We start from the raw sequence: 20,131 nt of genomic DNA on the forward strand, positions 1-20,131 counted from the left end.
AGCTATCTTTAGGAAGTCGGGTTCAAGGGATCCCTGGCCGTCCAAAAGCCGTTGAGAAACTATGGCCACTTTAAACCAGATATAAGACACTCTCCAAGGGATCCTCGCCACTACCCAAGCGCTCTGCGCCGCCGACGCATTCGCGACAGCGTTGCGTAGCAATAACGATGTAACAAACCGTAGTCTGGCCAGAGCGGATCCCGTCAGAAGCGGGTCTCGAACTCCAGGGAAAGGACGTTGTTGCCCTCGAGGTCGGTGGTGGCACGGGTGAGGGTTTGGTCGTTGAGGCGGTAGCGGGCGCTGTAGCGGGTGGGCTGAAAGGGATCCGTCAGGTTGCGCTGCACCGAGATGGAAGTAGCCGGCCCCAGATCGCGGGCCACCTCCAGCGCCAGGCCGACTGAGGAGCGTCTGGGGGCACGGGTATCGACCTGGGGAACGGGGCTGAGGCGAACCTCATCCAAGCCGAGGGTGTCCCGCAGCGTCTCCAACACATCGTTAAGCAAAGCCGTTCCCGCCAGCCCGGCCACCCCTGCTTCGGGGTTGAGTTGGGCCAAAGCTGTTCCCCCCAACAGGGCGACGATCTCTTGGGGGGAGCGGCTGGGGCTGCTGGAAAGGGTCAGAACGCCGTTGCGGGGATCCGCAGCCGCAAGCTGGCTGGCCCGCCCGTTGACGTTGGCAAAGATCTCGATGCTCTGCTGCGATCCCGGCAGGTTGCGGTTGGTGTCGAAGGGGGACAGATCCTGGGGAAAGCGATAGACCTCGAAGGCTTGGGTCACCAGGCGCAGGTTTAAGAAAGGATCGAAGGGGTTGTCCAGGTCAAAGGTGGCGGTGTTGGGGCGGGAGCGATCCAGGCGAAAGTTGGCAATGGGCAGGCTGACGCGGCCTCGCTCCAGGGCGATGGTGCCCGCCGGACGCAGGTCTTGGGGAGTGCCGAACAGGCGCAAGCTGCCGCTGGCGTGGAATTCAAACAGGTTGGGCCGCTGCACGCGGATCCCGGGCCCCAAAACCAGCTCCAGGCCGTTGAGCCGCGGCTGCCAAAAGGGATCCGCCTGAGTCGAGTCTGCGGGAGCTGCCGCCGCTTCCCCTTTTTCAGGGCGGGGGCTGGCATCTACGATCCCTTGGGAGACCTCCAGGCGCCCCTCGAGCAAAGGCCGCAGCAGCAGGCCGCCCACCACCACCTCCCCCTGCAGGCGGCCTGTGTAGAGGTTGGGCAGGGTGAGCTGGATCCCTTGCAGTTGCAGCGTTAGGGGTGGCGAGGTCTCGTCCATCTGCAGGGCGCCGCGGGAGTTGACGGGCAAAAAGCCGTTGGCCAAGAGGGATCCGCCCCCCAACTGGCCCTGCAGCTCCCGCACCTCCAATTGGTTGAGGTTAAAGAAAATTTGGCCGGTCAGGTCGGTGATGGGCTCCGGCAGGGCGGCCAACTTGAGGATCCCGGAGCTAAGGCTGAGGTTCCCCTGCAGGCTGGGCTCTCGCAAGCTGCCGCGGATGGCCAGCTCCAGTTGGCTTTGGCCCCCTTCCCAGCGCACCTGGTCGGTGAGGAGGTTGATCAGGCGCAGGCCGCCATTCTCGGCTTGCAGGGTGAGGTCGATCTGATCCGATGCGGCCCGCACCTCCGCAAAGGGCAGGGTGTAGGGCACCAGGCCGGAAAGGCGGATCGGCTCGTCGCCGTTGGCCAGCAGGGCGCCCTCCAGGCGCAGTTGACCCTGGTTGTAGTCAAATTGTCCCCCCACCTCCCGCAGCGGCACCTGGTTGATCTGGGCGTTGACCACCGTCAGGGAGCCGCGGGCCCGGGGATCCCGCAGGTTGCCTGCCAGTTCCACATCCAGGTTGAGATCTCCCTGCAGCTCCAGCTCGTCCGGCAGGAAGCGATCCAGCAAAGCCAGAGGAAATGCTTGGATTTGCAGGGATCCCGACTGTTCCTCCAGGCCCACCTTGCCAGAGAACAGGGCCTGGCGTTCGCCACTGCGCAACAGCAGCGGCTGCAGCACCACCGCCCCTTCGACCAGGCTGCCGCTGGCGGTGAGGCTCTCGATGCTGAACTCCTGGGCCTGCCAATTCTGGCCCTCGAGCTGAAAGCTGACGCTGGGCCGGTTGAGGTTGCCGACCAGGCTGACGCTGGCCTGAAATTCCCCCTGCAGGCTGGTGGGCGGCGGGATGCGGGGATCCATACGGCTGGCCAGGGCCCCCAGGTGGGCGGCCAGGATCTGGGCGTAGTACTCCAGTTGTTGCAGCAGCGGATAGCCGGGCAGGCCGACCGGCTCTGTCTCTAACACAGCGGCAGGGCCCAAAGGTGGCAGCCGAAAACCGCGGCTGGTGATATCGCTCCACTCCCGCCACTTGAAAGTAGAGACGATATCTTCCAAGCGGCCTTGACGGGTGCTGATCTGCAGGTCGATTTGGGGAATGGGGACTTCCGAGGTGGGATCCAAAGCAGCCTGGAGAGAGGTTGCCGGCAGCTCCAAAGTGCCGCTGGCGGTGTAGAGGCTCTCGAACAGCTCCAGTTGGGCTTGGGCAAGGGTCAGGCGAGCGGGGCGGGAGTCGTCGCTGGGGCGATAATCGAAATCCACTGAGAGGCCCTGCACCGCGAGATCGCCTAGCCGCAGCCCCTCGACCGCAGCTCGACCTCGAGCGGCGCCACTGGCCAGGTCAAGCGCCACCTCCCCATTGAGGGTTCCGCCCAGGCCAGCCCAGGGCCCGGCAGCCAACCCTCCCAGCAAAGCCAGCGGCAACTGGCTTGCCGTCACCTGCAGTTCATCTTGCTGGCGTTGGCCGCGCACTTCCGCCTCGCCCCGCCGCACCTGGAATTGCACAGGCCGAAACTGGGGATCCAACTGCAGCGCCAGCCGCTCCCGCGCCCCCACTAGCTCCACCGCCGTCCCCTGGGCAGACCAGCTAAAGGGCCCGGCCAAGTCGGCAAAGGCCACCTCCCCCACCTGCAAGCCGCGCAACTGCGCCTCGCCAGCCACCTGCAGGTTGTCCGGAGAGCCGCGGATCTGCCCGGATCCCTGCAGCACCCCCTGCAGCAGTGGCGGCAGGCCGGGCACTTCCGCCAGGGGGATCCCGTCAGCGGCAAAGCTCAGGTCCAGGGATCCCACCTGCAGCGTCTGGGGATCCACCGGGATCTCTCCCTCTACTCTGGCCAAGCGGGCGGTGTCGGCCAAGATCTCTGCCTGCTGGATACGCAAGCCAGATCCTTCCCAAGCTACCTGGCCGCGGATGCCGTCAACCCATTGCACTCCCCTCTCTCCCAAAGGCTGGGACAGGGCTAGCGACCCTTGCGCCCGCAACGCCGCCAGGAAACCCACCTCCGCCGCCTCCCCTGTGTCCACCTGCGCCATCAGCTCACCAGAGAGGGATCCCGGCCACTGCGGGTTAAAAAAGGCCAGCGGCAGATCCTGGGGAGCCACTTGGGCTTGGACTTGCCCTCCCGCCCACCGCCCCGCCACCTGGGCCCGGCCCCCGCCCAGCTCCAACACCGCCTGCGGCACCTGTACCGCCCACCCCTCGGCCTCGGGCAAGATCTGCAGCTGTCCTCTGCCGGCAATCTCTCCTCCTTGGGTTGTCCAGGTGGCCTCCACCTGGGGCCGGGATCCCGCCAGCGCCACCTGCACCTGGGCACTTACCGGCCCCAGCTCGCCCCGCCGCGGCAGGTTGAGGTCGTAGAGAGCCAGCACCTGCTCTACATCGGCCCCAGTGACCTGGAGATCGAACCGGCCTGCTAAGCCGGCAGCCCATTGCAGTTGTCCGGATCCCTGGATCCGCCCGCCGGCGGCCTTCAGGTCGATTTCCTCAAAGGCCAAGGTTTGATCGGCCAAGCGGAAGCCAAAAGCATATTCCGGCACCGGCAGGCGATCCACCCGCCCCGGCGAGATCCCTCGCAACTGCCCTTGGATCTGCGGCCCATTCAGCGGCCCGGTGACCCTCAGGGATCCCGCCACCACCCCTTCCGCCGGCAGCTCAACGTTGAAAGTCTCCTGGATCTGCTGCAGGCTGGCCGGGGCAATAGCGGCTTGCAGATCCAATCCCTCCTTGTCGCCGAAGACAATGGAGCCGTTGAGATCTTCAAAAGCAAGCTGGCCAAAACGACCGCTCACCCCCTGCAGTTCCAGCTCCTCTAGGGTAAAGCGAACGGAGCCCTTCACCTCTTCAAAAGGATGGGGCAACCTCTCCAGCCCCAGCCGCGCCTGCTGAACCTGGGCTTGCCCCGTCAACTCCCAAGGGCGTTCTCCTCCCCAGAGGACTTGCAGATCCAGACTGGCTTCCCCTTCCACCTCAGTCAAGGGCGCCGCCGGCAAGACGCTGGGCAGCAGCTCCAAAGGCAGGCGCCGAGCGGCCAGCGTCACCGAGCCAGAAGCCTGGGCGAAATCCGCCACCCCCCGGAGCTGCAGGGGGTAGCCCCCTTCCCCCTCCAGAGAGCGCAGCGCCGCCGAGAGCTGGAAACTGGCCCGACCCCCTCCCTCCTCCCCCGGCGGGGCACTCAGCCACACCTGCGCCTGGCCCTGCAACTGCTCAAACCGGCGCCGCTCTCCCACTAAGGGAATAGCCGTCAGGGATCCCCCCTGCAAACGGATGTTCAGCCCCTGCAAGGGCAGGGATCCCTCGCCTTCTGGCAGTTGAAACTGCACGTCTGCCCAGCCGCGATCCAGCGTCTCCATCAGCAGCAGTTGCGGCTGATTCAGGGTAATATTGAGCACCCACTCCCCCGTCTGCAGCCAGGTCCAGAAGTCGGGGCTGAGGTCGATGGAGCCGATGCTGGCCAGATGTTCGATGTGGCTTTCCCCTAGCCTCACCTGCCAAGGGGCTACAAACCTTACCTCCCCCAATTCCACCTGCCGGCGCATCGCCTGCGAGAGGGTAGCTTCCACCTGGGGCAGCACCCGATCTTGAAAGTAGGCCCCGATTCCCCAGGCAGCCCCAAAAGCGGCAGCCGTCAAGCCCAAACCCAGCCCCGCCACCATCCAGGTGCCGGGGGGAAGGGAAAAGCGTCGCCGCTGCCCCTCTTGCTCCTGCCGATCCTCTCCCAACGCTCGCCCCTCAGGGATCCCAACCACCCCACTTGAGAAGCCCTGTCTGGCCCGCAGGCCGGCCTCCTTGGGGAACATCAAAAACTGCCCCCATCCTACCCAAGGACTCCCGCCTTGCCACGAGGGGCCAAAAAGCAGGGATCCCTGCCCCCAGCCGCAATCCCCTGCCCGCGGAAAAATACCGTCTCGCCAAGGGAGTAGGGATGCTAAGCTATCTCCACGCCCGAGATCGGGCCTCAACCCTCTGTCGAGATAGATAAAAGGAGAAAAGCCATTCCGGAACCTCTGTCTCTGACGGTCAGCTTGCGCGGCAGCCACGAAGCGCTGGAGAACTGCCAGGTCTTTTACCTGACGGGCCTTCTGGATGCCTTTTCTGAGCCGGTCTTCGTTAAGGTGGTCACCAAATACCTAGAAGAGGGATCCCCCAATCTCATCCTGGATTTGACGGGGATCGACTTCATCGATAGCTCTGGCGTCGGTGCCCTGGTGCAATTGGCCAAGCTGGCCCAGAGCCGTGGGGGCATCTTTCAGGTGGTGAGCAACCCCCGCATCACCCAAACGGTGAAACTGGTGCGGCTAGAGAAGTTTTTGTCCTTGCGCAACTCGCTCCAAGAGGCCCTCGATCATCTGGCCGCAGAAGGTGGGGGACGTCCAGAGCCTGACACTCGCCCCGACGCCGCCGAGGCAAGGCCTGAGGGGCCAGACGGCCAAGCTTCCTGAGCTGGCGGACAAGCTCCACCATGGGCCTGGGGACTTTTTGGGGCATTAGCGCCGGGGCCGGGGATCCCGAGTGGCTCACCCTCAAAGCAGCCCGCATCCTCGGCGCCGTCAGGTGGGTGGCCTGCCCCCAGAACGCCGCCGGCCAGCCGGGCCTAGCTTACCAAATCGTGCGCCCTTGGCTGCGACCGGAACAAACCCTGTTGCCGCTGCATCTGCCCTTTGTTACCCAAGTCGAGCTGCTGCAGGCGGCCTGGCAAGCGGCTGCCGAGCAACTGGCCCCGCCTCTGGAGCGGGGAGAAGATGTGGCCTTTGTCTGCGAAGGGGATGTGGGCCTCTACAGCACCTTTGCCTACCTGTCCCAAGCCCTGCGGCAGCGGATCCCCGACTTGCCCATCCAGGCCATACCGGGGGTGTGCTCTCCTCTTGCCGCCGCTGCCGCTCTGGGATCCCCTTTGGCGCTCGGCTCCGAGAAATTGGCGATTTTGCCTGCTCTTTTTGCCCTGACGGAGCTGGAGAAGGCCTGCACCTGGGCCGACGTGGTTGTGCTGATGAAAGTGGCCCCCGTCTATCCTCAGGTTTGGCAGTGGCTAGCGGCAAGAGGTTGGCTACAGCAGGCCAGCTTGGTGGCTTGGGCCGGTTGGCCCCAGCAAGCTCTCTTCCCCACCCTAGAAGGATTGGCCGACTATCGCCCCCCCTACTTTTCCCTGCTGATCCTGCGCTCTCGGCCCCGGAATTGAAGTTCTCCCCGACACCCGCCTGAAGGGGGAGGCCCACCGAGGCCGGGTCGAGTGGTCTCGGTCAAATCCTCGGCTGAGCTGGGGATCCAGCCCCCCTGCTTTCTGGAAAGTTTCTAAAAAGTAGACCTTTCTTCTGGAAAAGGGCAGAGGATCCGACTGCAAGATCTACTGGAGACCTATGTTGAAGAAATATGGGAAGAACGATTAAAGAAATGACCTAGACTGTTAAGAACAGTTGCCAGCCATTGTAGAGGGATTTGACCCAAGCTAGATTAGAAATGTAGTGATTCAAGCAAGGAGGATAATATCTCAGCTTCATCTCAAAGGCGAGACACCAGCCTGCAATCTGCCCAAGCTCAAAGCTTCCTGTCGGTCAACGTTTTGATCCAATCTCGTGCAAACTTCCGATCCGTTGCGCCGGCAGGTTTCTATAGCAAGCGGTTGTCTTGCCCAGAGGAGCACCTGGCACCTACGACAGGTTTTCTTCCGAAGAAGGGACATGGGAGCTAAATCAAATAGCGGTCGGGTCTGTTGAGGTCAGCCGCTGCAACGATAAGGGGTCGTTTACCTCTGGTGAGATGGCAAGATGGCGAGCGGTCTTACCCGTTTAAGGGATGCCGGCCTGCTATTTCGAGTCTCCGTTTAGGATCAAGGAAGAGGTGGAAAACCGATGCTCGGTCGGGTTCAGGTGCTCCCCCCTGCAGACTCTGGCGAATCAGGACTCTGCTCAGTAGAGCAAGGGCTGCGGGCTTTAGCAATTTTGGGTTCGCCCAGTTCATAGTTTCACGCTCGCTTGGAGGAGGTTTTTATGCTTGCCTTTCTCTCGAAAATTGCTAGAGCAGTTATCCGCGTGTTCACGCCTGCCAAGTCTGATCTGGTTGAAGTAGGTTACCAGCCCATTACCGATGATGTCTATCGCGCCAAAGGCTCAGCTCGCTATGCTGGGGAGCTGTAGGGCACAGTGCGAGAGCGGGTCAGGTTTTGGCACTTCAACCCTCGGGAGCAGAGCTTCAAAAGTTGGTTCGTCAGGTGGCTGTTCTACTCTCCCCGTCAATTGAGCAGAGGGGGGTGAGCTCAGAACAATCGCTCAGAACAATCGAATAAGTGAAGAGACAGCTAAGTTTGGATGCAGGTGACGTGCATGGGGGTGGGTGGTTTCCCCTCCACTCAAGTTTTGTCGGTTCAGTGGCGGTGCCGGTGGGGTTGCCGCCACTTCTTGTTGGCTGCGAGCTGCTTGCCGCTTCTCTGCGAAAATAGCAAGGACGCTTGCAACAGATGCTTGAACGCCCTGTTTTCCTCTGTGTTGCCCTCCCTCGTGGTCTATCCCGTCACGCTAGGTGATTTGGAGCCCGTGGCGGAGGTTCTCGCCCAGGTCTTTTACCCGCCCTTGGGTCTGCAGCGCTGGCTCCACCCGATTCACAAGTTGGGCATCCGCGAGGATTTGCGCCTCAAGCTGGCGGCCAGGGATCCGCACTACTGCTGCCTGGCGGCTGCGGTGGGATGCGAGGTGGTGGCCACTGCCGAGATCTCCTTGCGGGCGATGGCCCATGGGAAGTATCCCTATCTGGCCAACTTGGCGGTGTTGCCCCCTTGGCGGCGGCGCGGGATCGCGCGGCAGCTTTTGCTCAGCGCCGAAGGAGTGGTGCAAGGTTGGGGCTATCACCAGTTGTATCTGCACGTGGTGGAAGACAATCTGGCCGCCCGGCAGCTCTACGCCCAACTGCGCTACACTCCCATCCAGCGCACCTCTCAACTTTGGCATTGGCTGGGGATCCCACCCCAGCTTTTGCTCTGCAAGTGGCTGCCGTGAAGTTATGTAAACTAGAGCTAGAAAGCTGGAGAGGTGTTGCAGTGGTTATCGAGGAAGGGGGCAGGAGCTGGCGCTGGTTGGGCCTTGTGGGGTTGTTTACGGCTTTGCTGGTGAGCTGGGCAGGGGTTCAGCCCGCTTTGGCCCAGTGGGGCACCACCCCCCTGCCGCAGATCGGGGCGCCGGCGCCGGAATTTGAGCTGCCGGATCAGTCGGGCCAGGTGCGGCGGCTGGCGGATTTTCGCGGCAAGTGGGTGGTGCTCTACTTCTATCCCCGCGACTTCACTGCCGGGTGTACCATCGAGGCGCGCCGCTTCCAGCAGGATCTGCCCAAGTTTCGGACGCTGGGAGCGGAGATTGTGGGCGTGAGCGCCGACTCGGTGGACTCGCACCGACGGTTTTGCTCGGCAGAGGGGCTGCAATTTCCTCTGCTTTCGGATCCTGAGGGCACGGTTAGCCGCGCCTACGGCTCCTGGACGGGGGAGATGGCCCTGCGCAACACTTTTTTGATCGATCCTGAGGGGATCCTGCGGGCCATCGACCCGATTGTCAACCCCTCTCGGCACAGTGCCGAGGTCTTGGCCCAACTGCAAGAGCTCGCCCAGGCTGGCTAGTCCTGGGGGCCAAAGGTCTGCTCGAACTCCTGCAGCAGCTCGTCGATCTCCTCCAAGGCTTGATTGACATCGACCCGCAAGCTGCCCAGGTCTGGCTTTTCCAAAAGCTTGACCAAGGTGGGCCGGCGCTCGCGAATGCGCTTGATGCGCTCTTTGAAGGCGGCAATTGCAGCTGTGTCCATGGCTAGAGAGATTATTTCAACTCCTCCAGACTATCGCTTTCCCACCCGGATTGTCGCCCACCGCGGGGATCACACCCACGCCGAGGAGAATACCCTGGCCGCTTTTGCGGCGGCCATCGAAGGCGGGGCCGACGGGATCGAGCTGGACGTGCGCCGCAGCCGCGACGGGATCCCGCTGGTTTTTCACGATGCCGAGCTGGAGGGGCAGCCGCTGGCGGCGCTCACTTGGGCGGAGATCCGCGCCCGCAAGCCCACGATCCCCAGCTTGGAAGAAGCGCTGCTCCACGTCAGGGGCAGGATTGCCCTCGATATCGAGCTGAAAGAGGCGGGCTACGAAGAACAGATCCTCGCCCTCATCGGCAAGCTCTTGACCCCTGCAGAGTGTGTGATCACCTCTTTTTTGCCCCAGGTGGCGCAACGGGTGAAAGCCCTTCTGGGAGGGGCTGCCCCCCAGGTTGGCCTGTTGGTGGAGGCGCAGCCGGAGGGAGAGAAGGGATCCCTCTTGACCTACTGCCGCGAGGTGGGAGCGGATTTTCTCGCCCCCCATTACTCTTGGCTGGACCTGCCGTTTTTGGCGGCGGCGGCCCAAGCCAGGATCCCGCTCTACGTCTGGACGGTCAACGATCCGGAGATCATGGCCTTCTGTTTGCGCCCGTCTGGGGAGGAGCCGCCGGTGCGGGGGCTGATCACCGACCACCCTCAGTTGGCGCTGCAAATTCGCCGCCAGCTCTGGCTGGCCGCAGAAGACTAAACCATGGGCACAAATTGCACTGGGAAGGCCCCCTTTTGCACCACCCCCTCCGGGGTTTTGTGGAGGATCAGCAAGGATTGGAATCCCTGGCTTTCGCCCACCGGCACCACCAGGGTACCTCCCACCGCCAGTTGATCCAGCAGCAGCGTCGGCAGGGTTGGGGGGGCTGCCGTCACCACGATGGCGTCGTAGGGGGCGTGTTCCGGCCAACCCTGATAGCCATCTCCCTGGCGCACCTCCACGTTGCGGTAGCCCAAGGAGGCCAGGGTTTGCTGAGCGCGGGCGGCCAAGGGAGCCAGCCGCTCCAGGCTATATACTTGCCGGGCCAGCTCGGCCAAAATGGCCGCCTGATAGCCGGATCCGGTGCCGATTTCCAGCACCACCGACTCAGGGGTGAGGCGGGCCGCCTCAGTCATAAAGGCGACAATATAGGGCTGAGAAATCGTCTGGCCGTAGCCAATGGGCAGCGGGCAATCCCTGTAGGCGCGCTCCCGCAGCTCCGGGGGAACGAAAAGGTGGCGCGGCACCTTGCGCATTGCCTCCAGCACCCGGGGATCGCGGATCCCTCGCTGCAAGATCTGCTCCCTCACCATCCGCTCCCGTTGGCCAGCCCAGGGATCCATGCCACTATCGCCGGCACAGGACTGAGGAGCGCCCAACTCGGCAGCCGGGATCCCAGCCAAGGAGTCAGAAGTCCTCTTAAAAAGAGACGAGAACAACTTTACCATTGGCGCACAACCTCCAAAGCTAACAGCTTGCCGGGATTTTCCGGGAACGCTGCGCCGTCACTTGGGATCCCTCAACTCGATCCTGGCCTACTTTCCAAAAGACTTCCAGCTTTAATCAGGCTTTTTCCCCTACCCCTTCCCGCAAGGGGATGGAAACTCCTCTTGTGCACGACTTAGCCGCAAGGATCTACCGGCTACAGCTAGCCCTTAGCAAGGTGGGGCCGTGGGGTGGTTTAGCGGTGTCTGTCAAACCAGCGCATCAGCATCGCCGCTAGGCGCTCAGGGTTGTGACGCACCAAGCCGGTCTCAGGATCCTCTTGCATGACGTTGGCCAGAACTGCCCGGCAACCTAGGTAGGCCAGCTTATCCGGATCCAGCACCACAAACTCAGAGCCATTGCGGCGGTAATGCTCCAAGGCGCGGAGAGAAGGGGGCTCCCGCTGTACCAGGACACCATCGAACAAGCGCACGCCCGCCACCCGATCCAGGGCCATGACGTGATCCCCAACGGTGTAGCCGTCGGTTTCCCCTGGCTCGGTCATAATGTTGCACACGTAGATGTGGGGCGCCATGTTCTTGGCCAGAGCTTCCACAATCTCCGGGATCAACAGGTTAGGGATGATGCTGGTGTAGAGGCTACCCGGCCCCAGCACCACAAACTCTGCCGCCTCGATGGCCTCGATCGCCTCGGGCAAGGCAGGAGGGTTGGGCGGGTCGCAGCCAATGCGGCAAATGCGCCCCCTGGCTTTAGCGATGTTGGACTCGCCCACCACGCGGCGGCCATCGCTCAACTCCGCCCAGAGGGTGACGTCCGCCAGGGTGGCCGGCAGCACCCGTCCCTGAATGGCCAAGACCTGCGAGGTGGCGGTGATGGCCCGAATCAGGTCGCCCCCGGTTACGGCGGTGAGGGCGGTGATGAACAGGTTGCCGAAGCTGTGCCCGCTCAGACCTTCCCCAGCCTGGAAGCGGTATTGAAACAGCTCCGTGAGCAGCTTTTCTTCGTTGGCCAAGGCGGTGAGACAGTTGCGGATATCTCCAGGGGGCAACACGCCGATCTCCCGCCGCAAGCGCCCTGAGGAGCCGCCGTCATCGGCCACGGTGACAATGGCGGTGATGTTGGAGCTGTAGTGCTTCAACCCCCGCAGCAGGTTGGAAAGGCCGGTGCCGCCCCCCAGCACCACGATGCGAGGGCCACGACTCAGACGTCGCCGCGACAGGAGCTTATCCACCAGCGCCTCGTCTCCTTCTGGGATCAGCACATCTTCGATGGAGCGCATGGCGCTGCGAAAGCCCAGCACCACCATCACCAAGCCGATCCCGGTCACCAAGGGGCCGCTGATGTTGTTGGGGATCCAGGTGGTGATCAGGCGCAGGGTGATGTCGATTAATCGCTTGAGGCGAAAGATGGGGGTCAGCTCTGTCCAGATGGCGATGCCCAGCACCATCAGCAGCACGCCCCCCACGGCTAGGGTGAGCCAGCGCTTGACCGCCAGACCAGGGAAGAGCCATTTCCAGCCATTTCCCGGCCAAGTGGCCTGGCGACGGCGAGGCCCCCACACAGTGGACTTGTTGCTGGGCGCGGGCTTAGTCATGGGGAGGTGCAGGAACGCCGGCCAAAGGGATCCTAACCTGTTGCTGTTCTACGCCAGCGGCAGGGGGTGGCGGGCCAAAGCGGGCCTCCAGCTCCCGCTGCGAATCCAGCAAATGGCGGTGCTGCACCTGGATGTTCAGGGCAGGCAGGGCAGGGTTGTCGGTGGGGACAGCCCAGGGCCGCAGATCTTCAGCCAGGCGCTCCACCAGAGCCACAGAGCGGTGTTGCCCGCCGGTGCAGCCGATGGCCACGGTCAGGTGAGGCCGTCGTTCTGCTCGGTAGTGGGGCCAGAACGCCTGCACCAGAGAAAAGATCTGCCGGTAGGTGGATTGGGTAACTGGATCCGCAAAGAGGAACTCCTGCAGAGGCGGATCCTGGCCGGTCAAGTGGCGCAGATGGGGCTGAAAGAAGGGATTGGGCAAAAAGCGCACGTCGAACAGCAAGTTGGCATCGGGGGGGGCACCGTACTTGAAGCCGAAGCTGACCAGCCTCAGGTTGAGCGGCTGTGGGATCCCGTGGACCAGGGCTTGTAATTGCTGCCGCAGTTGCTGGCTGTTCAGCTCAGACGTATCCAGGAGGTGGGTGCAGCGCTCCCGCACGGGGGCCAGATCGCGCACTTCCTGCTCAATGGCCTCCAACAGGCCAAGGCCAGGGCGGTGAGGGTGGGGGCGGCGGTGGGCGCTGAGACGGTTGAGCAATACCAGGGGACGAGCCTCCAGAAAGAGGAAAGGGATCCCTTGCGCTTGCCGCCAGCGGTCAAAGGCAAGGAACTGCTCCCGATATTCCGGGGTGTGGAGGTTTAGGCTCACCGCTAGAGCAGGGTGGCGAGGCCGGATTGCCTCGATTAAATAAACGGCCTGGTCAGGCGGGATCCCTTCCAAGCCGGTGTAGCCCAGTTGTTCCAATTGCTGGATGGCCAGGGTTTTCCCGGATCCCGTCAGCCCGGCAATAACGAGAACAGGCGAGGTCGCGGCGGTCGGTCTAGTCGCTTGATCGTCCATGCAGCCTATTCTAGGGCGATGGGGAGCCGAAAAACCGGATGCCAGGCGCTCAAGTCTGGGAGGCTGTTGCGGCTTCTCTGTCCGTTTTCTCCGCCGGCCCCGGGAGGGGGGCGCTGGGGCAGAGATCGGCCAGAAAACACTGTTCGCAAAGGGGCTTGCGGGCGGTGCAAATGGCCCGCCCATGCTCGATCAGGCGAATGGACCAATTTTCCCAGTCGGCTTGCGGCAACAACTGCATCAGATCCCGCTCGATGCGCACGGGATCCTCGTGCTCGGTGAGGCCGAGGCGACGGCTGAGGCGCTTGACGTGGGTATCGACAGTCACGCCAGCGTTGATGCCAAAGGCATGGGCCAGGACCACATTGGCCGTCTTGCGGGCCACCCCCGGCAGAGTGAGCAGCTCCGGCATGGTGCGGGGCACCTGGCCGCCGAAGTCCGTCACGATCTTGCGGCAGGCCTCTTGGATGTGTTTAGCCTTGTTGCGGTAGAAGCCGGTGGGACGGATCAGGGCCTCGATCTCCTCCCGCGGCGCCGCCGCCAGCGCCTGGGCATCGGGAAAGCGGCGAAACAGCTCCGGCGTAACTTGGTTGACTCGCTCGTCGGTGCACTGTGCAGACAAAATGGTGGCCACCAGCAGTTGCAGCGGCGTTTCGTAGTGGAGGGCACAGGTAGAGTTGGGGTAATGGCGCTTCAGCCGGATCAGGATCTCCAAAGCCCGCTGGCGCAAAGCCCGCTTGCCGCTCATCTGCAACTAGCCCGACCCGGTGACGATGGCAAGGGTGTCCTTGAAGATCAGCACTACCCCCAGCCCCAGCAGCAGCACCAAGCCCGTCTGCATCACCCGTTCCTCCAGTTCTTTGGGCAGCCGCTTGCCGCGGATCGCTTCCAAGATCAAAAAGGCGATGTGTCCCCCATCCAAGGCGGGCAGGGGCAACAGGTTGAGAATAGCCAGGTTGATGCTGATCAAGGCGGTGAAATTAAACAAGCTGGCAGCATCGTCCCGCGCCAGATCCGCGCCGAGCTTGACAATCCCCACCGGGCCGGATACCTGGGTGGCGGTGTTTTGGAAGTTCTGCAGGAGCTGCTGCAGGCCACTGAGGTTCATCATCACCAAGCGCTGGTAGGCGTTCCCGGCTTCGGCAAAGATCTCTGCCGGGCTCTGAGCCGGGCGCAGTGTCACCTCTTGGTTGGGGGCCAGGTTGACCCCAATGGCCACCACCTCTCCCCGCATCTCGGGAGTCACCGTGATCTCCAGAATGGGATCCCCCTCCCCTCGCTGCACCTGCAGGGGGACGGGCCGGTTTTGGCTGCGGCGGATCAACGCCTGAAAATCATTGAGAGCTGCCAAGGCCGAGGCCTCGTCGGCAACCGTGCTGTAATCGTGGTCAGCTGCCCGCAACACCACATCTTCCGCCTGCAAGCCGGCCCGCTCCGCCGGGCTATCCGGCATCACCTGGGCGATGAGAATGCCGGGATGGATGCGCGTCACCGATGGGATCCCCAGCGTGGCAAACATCAGCACCAGCACCAGATAGGCGAAGGCCAGGTTGGCCATCACCCCCGCGCTCATCACCACCAGGCGATCCGCGACAGGGCGATTCTTCAGCAGATCCGGGTCGTCGGGCGGGTAGGGAGAGCGCTCGTCATCGTCGGGAAAGCCCACGTAGCCCCCCAACGGCAGGGCGCGAATGGCGTACTCCGTCTCCTTGCCCTGGTAGCGCCACAGCACCGGGCCAAATCCCAGCGAAAAGCGGTTGACGTGGATCCCTTGGAGTTTGGCTGCGGCGAAGTGTCCCGCCTCATGCACCAGGATCAGCAGGGCGAGAATGGCGATGGAGAGGAGAACAGGCATGGGCTGGCTTGAAGGAGAGAAGGAAAAAAAGAGCAAGAGGCAGAGAGCCACAGCGACGGCTGCACCTGCCGCCTTAAGGAACCAAGATAACAGACCAGAAGCGGCAGAGCCCTCAGAACACTTGTTCTACTTCCAGGATGTCGGGAATGCTCTCCCGCAACTTGCGCTCGATGCCCATTTTTAAGGTCAGGGTGGAGCTGGGGCAGGCGCCACAGGCCCCCTGTAGGCGCAGCTTCACCACCGGGCCGTCGATTTCCACCAGCTCTACGTTGCCGCCATCGGCTTGCAGGTAGGGGCGCAGCTCGTTGAGGACTTTTTCCACATTTTCGGCCGTTAGTTCCAGTGCTTGTGCCATAGTTGCTTCCAGCTCTGCTGAGACCTTGCCTGGGATGTCGAGATGTTGATTGTAGCGATTTCTCGCCAGACCCCTCAAGCCAGGGAGGGATCGCCCTTCTTCAGCATAGTCTCCTTCTTTCGGGGTGGGGGATGAGATCCCTCTCTTCAGCCAGAAGACTAGAATAGGACTCAGATTTGCCTGTTGCGAGCAGCAGACCCAAGCCTATTCTGAGCAGGGGCGCTTTCTTCGCCATGCTAGATGTCTTACTGATTGTGATCTTCATGTTGGCCGGGGCGGGTCTTGGATTCTACGGCCTGGATCTGCTCCCTCCTGCCGCCATTCAGGGGGCCAATGTGGAGGGGGCGCGCGTGGTTACCAGCGGCTTTGGTGTCCTAGCGGGTTTGGCTTTTGGATCCTTGGTGCGCTGGGGCTACCGCCGCTTCGAGGCCAATGTACGCTCGCTGCCGCCGGATGTGTTGATCAGCCGCTCGGTGGGGTTGGTGATCGGCCTGGTGATTGCCAACTTGGCCATGGCTCCTGTCTATTTGTTGCCCCTGCCTCAGCAGCTCAATAGCTTTATCGAGCCGCTGGCCTCCGTCTTTTTTAGCTTGTCCTTTGCCTACTTGGGGGTGAGTTTGGCCGATACCCATGGCCCTGCGCTCTTGCGCCTGTTCAACCCCAACTACGCCCTGCAGGCGGCCGCAGAGGGCAGTGTGGTGGCGGCCAGCCCCAAGGTTTTGGACACCAGCTCCATCATCGACGGGCGCGTGGCCCAGTTGATCGAGACAGGCTTTTTGGAGGGAACGCTGGTGATCCCTCGCTTTGTTATCGCGGAGCTGCAAACCATCGCCGACAAAGCCGATCCGCAAAAACGGGAGCGAGGCCGCAGAGGGTTGGATACGCTGCAAGCCCTGCGCCAGGCCTATCCCGACCGCTTTGTGATTCACGAAGCCAACTACCCGGATCTGGCCACCGTGGACGAGAAGCTGGTGCGCCTGGCCCAGAATGTGGGGGGAACGCTAGTGACCACCGATTACAACCTGAAGAAGGTGGCCACACTGCAGGGGATCAAGGTGCTCAACGTGAACGAGCTGGCCGAAGCCTTGCGGCCCATCTACATTGCCGGCGACAGCTTCGATATCAAGATCACCCGCGAAGGGAAGGAGCCGGGCCAGGGGGTTGGCTATCTGGAGGATGGCACGATGGTGGTGGTGGAAGAGGGACAGCGCTCTCTGGGCAAGACTCGCTCGGTTGTGGTGACCAGCGCCATTCAAACCTCGGCGGGCCGGATGCTCTTCGCCCGCCTCAACAAGGACTCCAGCCCAGCTTCCTCTGCGAAAACCTGAGGCTTCAGGCCGAAGAGCTTTGTTTTCCCGACGCAATGATGGCCTCTCCCCCAATGGGCGTCCTCCAACCGGATCTGATTTTCTACACCCAGGATCGCCAGCAGCGTTTCTGGAGTTTTTATTGGGAGGGTGCTGAGAACTACGCCATCTACCCGCAGCAGATCCTGAGCGGACAGCAAAGCTGGGAGGTGGCCAATGCGGAGGAGTACGAAGCCAAGCTCAGGCAGGTGTTTGCGAGCGGGGATCCCTTGCAGCATCAGTGTCAGGTGATTTCTCCCCGCTACAAGTTGCACTTGCATCTTTGCCTCAACCCGGTGCGGGACATGGAGGGGGAGGTGGTGGCCGTGTCGGTAGTGGGCAAGGTGTTGGGGGCGACGCCTTTCAACTTGGCCGGCGGAGCCGGCAGCCCCCCTGCCCAGCGCCATCCCCTCCTGACCGAGCCGGTGCCGGGGATCACGGCGCAGTTGCTGCGCAACATCGGCCACTCCCTCGGCATCCGCGAGCTGTGCCAGCAGACGGTGGAGCAGTTGGGCCAGTTGTTCGGGGCGGATCGCTGCCTGCTGGCCCTCTACGAAATGGGGCAGGACTCCCTCACAGTCAATGCTGAGTACCGCCGCAACCCGGGGGATCCCTCGCTGTTGAACCAGACCTTGCGTCTGGCGGATCACCCGCCTCTGCTGCAAGCCCTTCGTCAAGAAGAGCCGGTGGTGATGGGACGCCATCTGGCCATCGCCATGTCTTACCGGGGCTATGCCAACAGCCTGCTCTGGCTGGAAGTGTTGCCCCCCAACGAAGCCCCCCTCTGGCAGGCCGGCCACCTTCAGGTGCTGCAGAGCATCGCCACCTACCTGGGCACCGCCATTGCCCACGCCATTTTGCTGGATCAAAGTCGCCAACTGGCCACTCGCCTGCAGTTGGCCAACCAGACACTGCGCCAGAAAAACAAAGAGCTGGAGCAGGCCCGCGCCCAAGCAGAATCGGCCAACCAACTGAAAAGTCAATTCTTGGCCAATACTTCCCATGAGCTGCGCACCCCTCTCAACGGGATCATCGGCTTTATTAGGCTGGTGCTGGACGGGATGGCCGAAAGCCGAGAAGAGGAGCTGGACTTTTTGCAGGAGGCCTACCGCTCGGCCCTGCACCTGTTGGCCTTGATCAACGACGTGCTGGACATCGCCAAGATCGAGGCGGGCAAAATGCAGTTGCAGTTTGAGCCCTGCGACCTGCGCGCCTTGTTCAAGGATGTGGAGGCCAAAACCGGCCTGCAGGCCAAACAGAAGGGATTGCAACTTAGCTTCCACCTGCCCCCCACGCCGGATCGGATTTGGCTGTACGGAGATTACCAACGCCTGCTGCAGGTGATGCTCAATCTGGTGGGCAATGCCATCAAGTTCACCCCCAAAGGCTCGGTGACGGTACGAGCCGACCTCCTTCCCGGCGACCCGGGGATGGCCCGCATCCGCGTCATCGATACCGGGATCGGCGTGTCGCTGGAAAAGCAGCAGAAGCTGTTTCAGGCCTTCACCCAGGTGGATGGCTCCACCACCCGCCAGTACGGCGGCACCGGCTTGGGCCTAGCCATCAGCCAACGGCTGGTGGAGGCAATGGGGGGAGAGATCAACTTCTATAGCCTGGGCGAAGGGCTGGGATCCACCGTCACTTTTACCGTGCCCCTCTACCGCCAGCCGCTCCCAGGGGGGGAGGCGAGCCCAGCTCAAGAAGGCCCCCCAGAGGCTACGAATCCCAACCTAATGCCCTATCCGGCCCAGTGCTGATCCACCGATGCCCTATCCCCGCAAACGGTTTGGCCAGCATTGGCTTAAGGATCCCGCGGTTCATGAGGCGATTGTGCGGGCCGCCCAGTTGCCGCCTCCTCAGAGGGATCCTGCGTGGGTTCTGGAGATCGGCCCCGGCACCGGGCAGTTGACGCAGCGGTTGCTGGCCCAGGGCGTACATGTGGTGGCGGTAGAGATCGATCGGGATCTGTGTCGGCTGCTGCAAAAGCGCTTCGCCGACCAACCCCGCTTTCACTTGGTGGAAGGAGATTTTCTTCGCCTGCCGCTGCCGCCTCAGCCCCGCCTGCTGGTGGCCAATATCCCCTATAACCTCACTGGCCCAATTTTGGAGAAAGTGTTGGGATCCCCGGCCCAGCCGGTGAGGCAGTTTGAGCGCATCGTCTTGATGGTGCAAAAAGAGCTGGCCGAGCGCCTGCAGGCCGGCCCTGGCAGCAAAGCCTACGGCGCTCTGAGTGTACGGGTGCGCTACTTGGCCGAGTGCGAGCTCATCTGCCGCGTGCCCCCCAGCGCCTTCCGGCCTCCTCCCCAAGTGGAATCGGCAGTGGTTCGCCTCACTCCCCGCCCCGCCCCCACCCCCGCCCGCGATCCCCGCTGGTTCTCCCAACTGGTTTGCCAGGGCTTCTCCGCCCGCCGCAAGCAACTTGTCAATGCTCTGGGAGGCCTCGTGGATCGCCAGACCGTGGCCGCCGCTCTGGCTCAGCTCCGCCTCAGCCCCACGGCCCGTGCCGAAGAGCTGGATCTGCCCGATTGGCTGGCCCTGAGCGATCTGCTGCTGGAGCAGACACCTAGGATGGCTGCCGTTTCCGGCGAGGGAAAACCGCGCTAGGGTGAGAGGAAGTCCTCAAGGGTTTTTCACCAGACCCCAAAACAACCTATGCTCAACAACCAAGGCAGACAGATCCTTGTAACTGGCGGTACCGGTGGGCTCGGGTTGGGAGTAACCCCCGTGCTCCTGGACACAGGGGCAGAGTTGACCTTGACCTACCGCCAAGAGGAGGAGTTGGCTGTTTTGCGGCAGCGCCTGCCGGCCAATAGCCTGGATCAGGTGCGCTTTGTGCAGGTGGATTTGCTGAACGAAGCCGCTGTGGCACGGCTCATCGACGATCTGCCCCGCGTCGATGGTTTGGTGCACCTGGTGGGCGGCTTTGCCATGGGCCCCACTCACGAGTACAGCCTAGAAGATTGGCGGCGCGATTTTGACCTCAACCTCACCACCACCTTCCTGGCCTGTAAGCACAGCCTGCGCAAGATGTGGCAACAGGGTTATGGACGGATCGTGACGGTGGCCTCCCGAGGGGCGGTAGAGCCGGGATCCCAACTGGCCGCCTACTGTGCTTCCAAAGCGGGGGTGGTGGCCCTGACCCGCACCATTGCCGCCGAAACCAAAGGCACCGACATCACCGCCAACGTCATCCTGCCCAGCATCATCGACACGCCGGCCAACCGGGCTGCCATGGGCTCCGAGCAGGCGGAGCTGTGGGTAAAGCCCGAGTCGATCGGGCAGGTGATCGCCTTTTTGGTCTCGGAAGCGGCGCGGGATCTGAGAGGGGCGGCGATCCCGGTGTACGGCAATGTCTGAGCTGCTTGGTTGACCGCACCCCCAGACGGCCTTCATGATACGAGGGTAGAGGCTTATTTTCGTGCC

18 protein-coding genes are annotated in these 20,131 nt (G+C 62.7%); 10 read left to right on the forward strand and 8 right to left on the reverse strand.

Going from position 1 to position 20,131, the window contains the following annotated elements:
- Window positions 1-203: 203 nt before the first annotated feature.
- The gene (locus CYA_RS15615; protein ID WP_276307390.1) at window positions 204-5,102 is read right to left on the reverse strand and encodes a translocation/assembly module TamB domain-containing protein; all 4,899 of its coding nucleotides are present in this window, start codon (window positions 5,100-5,102) and stop codon (window positions 204-206) included.
- A 225-nt stretch (window positions 5,103-5,327) separates the two neighbouring features.
- Between CYA_RS15615 and CYA_RS04200 the strand changes: the two genes are divergently transcribed.
- The 5 genes from CYA_RS04200 to CYA_RS04215 all read left to right on the forward strand — a co-directional run bounded on the left by CYA_RS04200 (window position 5,328) and on the right by CYA_RS04215 (window position 8,902).
- A complete protein-coding gene (locus CYA_RS04200) occupies window positions 5,328-5,744 on the forward strand; it encodes an STAS domain-containing protein (RefSeq protein WP_255322534.1) in 417 nt (138 codons plus the stop codon).
- 20 nt (window positions 5,745-5,764) lie between these two features.
- A complete protein-coding gene (locus tag CYA_RS04205) occupies window positions 5,765-6,481 on the forward strand; it encodes a precorrin-2 C(20)-methyltransferase (protein ID WP_011429788.1) in 717 nt (238 codons plus the stop codon).
- A gap of 808 nt (window positions 6,482-7,289) precedes the next feature.
- Entirely contained in the window at window positions 7,290-7,436 is a 147-nt protein-coding gene (locus CYA_RS15015; protein WP_011429789.1) for a hypothetical protein, read from the forward strand.
- Window positions 7,437-7,781: 345 nt separating this feature from the next.
- On the forward strand, window positions 7,782-8,291 hold the full coding sequence (locus tag CYA_RS04210; RefSeq protein WP_228375439.1) for a GNAT family N-acetyltransferase: 510 nt from the start codon (window positions 7,782-7,784) through the stop codon (window positions 8,289-8,291).
- A gap of 41 nt (window positions 8,292-8,332) precedes the next feature.
- Window positions 8,333-8,902 carry a peroxiredoxin gene (locus CYA_RS04215; RefSeq protein ID WP_369781487.1) on the forward strand — a complete coding sequence of 190 codons (570 nt, stop codon included), beginning with the start codon at window positions 8,333-8,335 and terminating at the stop codon, window positions 8,900-8,902.
- On the opposite strand, the gene CYA_RS04220 is transcribed toward CYA_RS04215, so the two are convergent.
- A complete protein-coding gene (locus CYA_RS04220; protein WP_011429792.1) occupies window positions 8,899-9,084 on the reverse strand; it encodes a hypothetical protein in 186 nt (61 codons plus the stop codon). The two genes, CYA_RS04215 and CYA_RS04220, sit on opposite strands and share 4 nt — an antisense overlap.
- On the opposite strand from CYA_RS04220, the gene CYA_RS04225 reads away from it, so the two are divergent.
- Window positions 9,083-9,835: a glycerophosphodiester phosphodiesterase gene (locus tag CYA_RS04225; protein ID WP_011429793.1), complete on the forward strand. Its 753-nt coding sequence runs from the start codon at window positions 9,083-9,085 to the stop codon at window positions 9,833-9,835. The genes CYA_RS04220 and CYA_RS04225 overlap by 2 nt on opposite strands.
- On the opposite strand, the gene CYA_RS04230 is transcribed toward CYA_RS04225, so the two are convergent.
- The 6 genes from CYA_RS04230 to CYA_RS04255 form a co-directional block, all read right to left on the reverse strand.
- Window positions 9,832-10,563 (reverse strand): protein-L-isoaspartate(D-aspartate) O-methyltransferase, encoded by a 732-nt coding sequence (locus CYA_RS04230; protein WP_083759154.1) that lies wholly within the window; start codon window positions 10,561-10,563, stop codon window positions 9,832-9,834. The genes CYA_RS04225 and CYA_RS04230 overlap by 4 nt on opposite strands.
- Before the next feature lie 233 nt (window positions 10,564-10,796).
- Window positions 10,797-12,155: a gluconeogenesis factor YvcK family protein gene (gene yvcK, locus CYA_RS04235; protein ID WP_011429795.1), complete on the reverse strand. Its 1,359-nt coding sequence runs from the start codon at window positions 12,153-12,155 to the stop codon at window positions 10,797-10,799.
- A complete protein-coding gene (gene rapZ, locus CYA_RS04240; protein ID WP_011429796.1) occupies window positions 12,148-13,155 on the reverse strand; it encodes an RNase adapter RapZ in 1,008 nt (335 codons plus the stop codon). Before rapZ ends, yvcK begins: the two co-directional genes overlap by 8 nt.
- A gap of 49 nt (window positions 13,156-13,204) precedes the next feature.
- Window positions 13,205-13,900: an endonuclease III gene (gene nth, locus CYA_RS14365; RefSeq protein ID WP_011429797.1), complete on the reverse strand. Its 696-nt coding sequence runs from the start codon at window positions 13,898-13,900 to the stop codon at window positions 13,205-13,207.
- 6 nt (window positions 13,901-13,906) lie between these two features.
- The gene (gene rseP / locus CYA_RS14370) at window positions 13,907-15,007 is read right to left on the reverse strand and encodes an RIP metalloprotease RseP (RefSeq protein ID WP_011429798.1); all 1,101 of its coding nucleotides are present in this window, start codon (window positions 15,005-15,007) and stop codon (window positions 13,907-13,909) included.
- Between the two features lie 112 nt (window positions 15,008-15,119).
- A complete protein-coding gene (locus tag CYA_RS04255; protein WP_011429799.1) occupies window positions 15,120-15,362 on the reverse strand; it encodes a NifU family protein in 243 nt (80 codons plus the stop codon).
- 233 nt (window positions 15,363-15,595) lie between these two features.
- Here CYA_RS04255 and CYA_RS04260 point away from each other — a divergent pair, with 233 nt between their 5' ends.
- The 4 genes from CYA_RS04260 to fabG all read left to right on the forward strand — a co-directional run bounded on the left by CYA_RS04260 (window position 15,596) and on the right by fabG (window position 20,065).
- Window positions 15,596-16,690 (forward strand): PIN/TRAM domain-containing protein, encoded by a 1,095-nt coding sequence (locus CYA_RS04260; protein WP_011429800.1) that lies wholly within the window; start codon window positions 15,596-15,598, stop codon window positions 16,688-16,690.
- 53 nt (window positions 16,691-16,743) lie between these two features.
- The gene (locus CYA_RS04265) at window positions 16,744-18,465 is read left to right on the forward strand and encodes a sensor histidine kinase (RefSeq protein WP_011429801.1); all 1,722 of its coding nucleotides are present in this window, start codon (window positions 16,744-16,746) and stop codon (window positions 18,463-18,465) included.
- A 7-nt stretch (window positions 18,466-18,472) separates the two neighbouring features.
- Window positions 18,473-19,312, forward strand: coding sequence for a 16S rRNA (adenine(1518)-N(6)/adenine(1519)-N(6))-dimethyltransferase RsmA (rsmA, locus tag CYA_RS04270; protein WP_011429802.1), 840 nt, complete (start codon window positions 18,473-18,475; stop codon window positions 19,310-19,312).
- 120 nt (window positions 19,313-19,432) lie between these two features.
- Window positions 19,433-20,065, forward strand: coding sequence for a 3-oxoacyl-ACP reductase FabG (gene fabG / locus CYA_RS04275; protein WP_240527266.1), 633 nt, complete (start codon window positions 19,433-19,435; stop codon window positions 20,063-20,065).
- The last annotated feature ends 66 nt before the right edge of the window (window positions 20,066-20,131 follow it).

The organism is Synechococcus sp. JA-3-3Ab, assembly GCF_000013205.1.
In the GTDB taxonomy this organism is placed as follows: Bacteria; Cyanobacteriota; Cyanobacteriia; order Thermostichales; family Thermostichaceae; genus Thermostichus.

What these genes read in the sequence shown, in the direction of transcription:
- CYA_RS15615 (WP_276307390.1), bottom strand. Translation starts at nt 5,102, where the DNA reads ATGTTCCCCAAGGAGGCCGGCCTGCGGGCCAGACAGGGCTTCTCAAGT.
- CYA_RS04205 (WP_011429788.1), top strand. Translation starts at nt 5,765, where the DNA reads ATGGGCCTGGGGACTTTTTGGGGCATTAGCGCCGGGGCCGGGGATCCC.
- CYA_RS15015 (WP_011429789.1), top strand. Translation starts at nt 7,290, where the DNA reads ATGCTTGCCTTTCTCTCGAAAATTGCTAGAGCAGTTATCCGCGTGTTC.
- CYA_RS04225 (WP_011429793.1), top strand. Translation starts at nt 9,083, where the DNA reads ATGGCTAGAGAGATTATTTCAACTCCTCCAGACTATCGCTTTCCCACC.
- CYA_RS04220 (WP_011429792.1), bottom strand. Translation starts at nt 9,084, where the DNA reads ATGGACACAGCTGCAATTGCCGCCTTCAAAGAGCGCATCAAGCGCATT.
- CYA_RS04230 (WP_083759154.1), bottom strand. Translation starts at nt 10,563, where the DNA reads ATGGTAAAGTTGTTCTCGTCTCTTTTTAAGAGGACTTCTGACTCCTTG.
- yvcK (WP_011429795.1), bottom strand. Translation starts at nt 12,155, where the DNA reads ATGACTAAGCCCGCGCCCAGCAACAAGTCCACTGTGTGGGGGCCTCGC.
- rapZ (WP_011429796.1), bottom strand. Translation starts at nt 13,155, where the DNA reads ATGGACGATCAAGCGACTAGACCGACCGCCGCGACCTCGCCTGTTCTC.
- nth (WP_011429797.1), bottom strand. Translation starts at nt 13,900, where the DNA reads ATGAGCGGCAAGCGGGCTTTGCGCCAGCGGGCTTTGGAGATCCTGATC.
- rseP (WP_011429798.1), bottom strand. Translation starts at nt 15,007, where the DNA reads ATGCCTGTTCTCCTCTCCATCGCCATTCTCGCCCTGCTGATCCTGGTG.
- CYA_RS04255 (WP_011429799.1), bottom strand. Translation starts at nt 15,362, where the DNA reads ATGGCACAAGCACTGGAACTAACGGCCGAAAATGTGGAAAAAGTCCTC.
- CYA_RS04260 (WP_011429800.1), top strand. Translation starts at nt 15,596, where the DNA reads ATGCTAGATGTCTTACTGATTGTGATCTTCATGTTGGCCGGGGCGGGT.
- CYA_RS04265 (WP_011429801.1), top strand. Translation starts at nt 16,744, where the DNA reads ATGGGCGTCCTCCAACCGGATCTGATTTTCTACACCCAGGATCGCCAG.
- rsmA (WP_011429802.1), top strand. Translation starts at nt 18,473, where the DNA reads ATGCCCTATCCCCGCAAACGGTTTGGCCAGCATTGGCTTAAGGATCCC.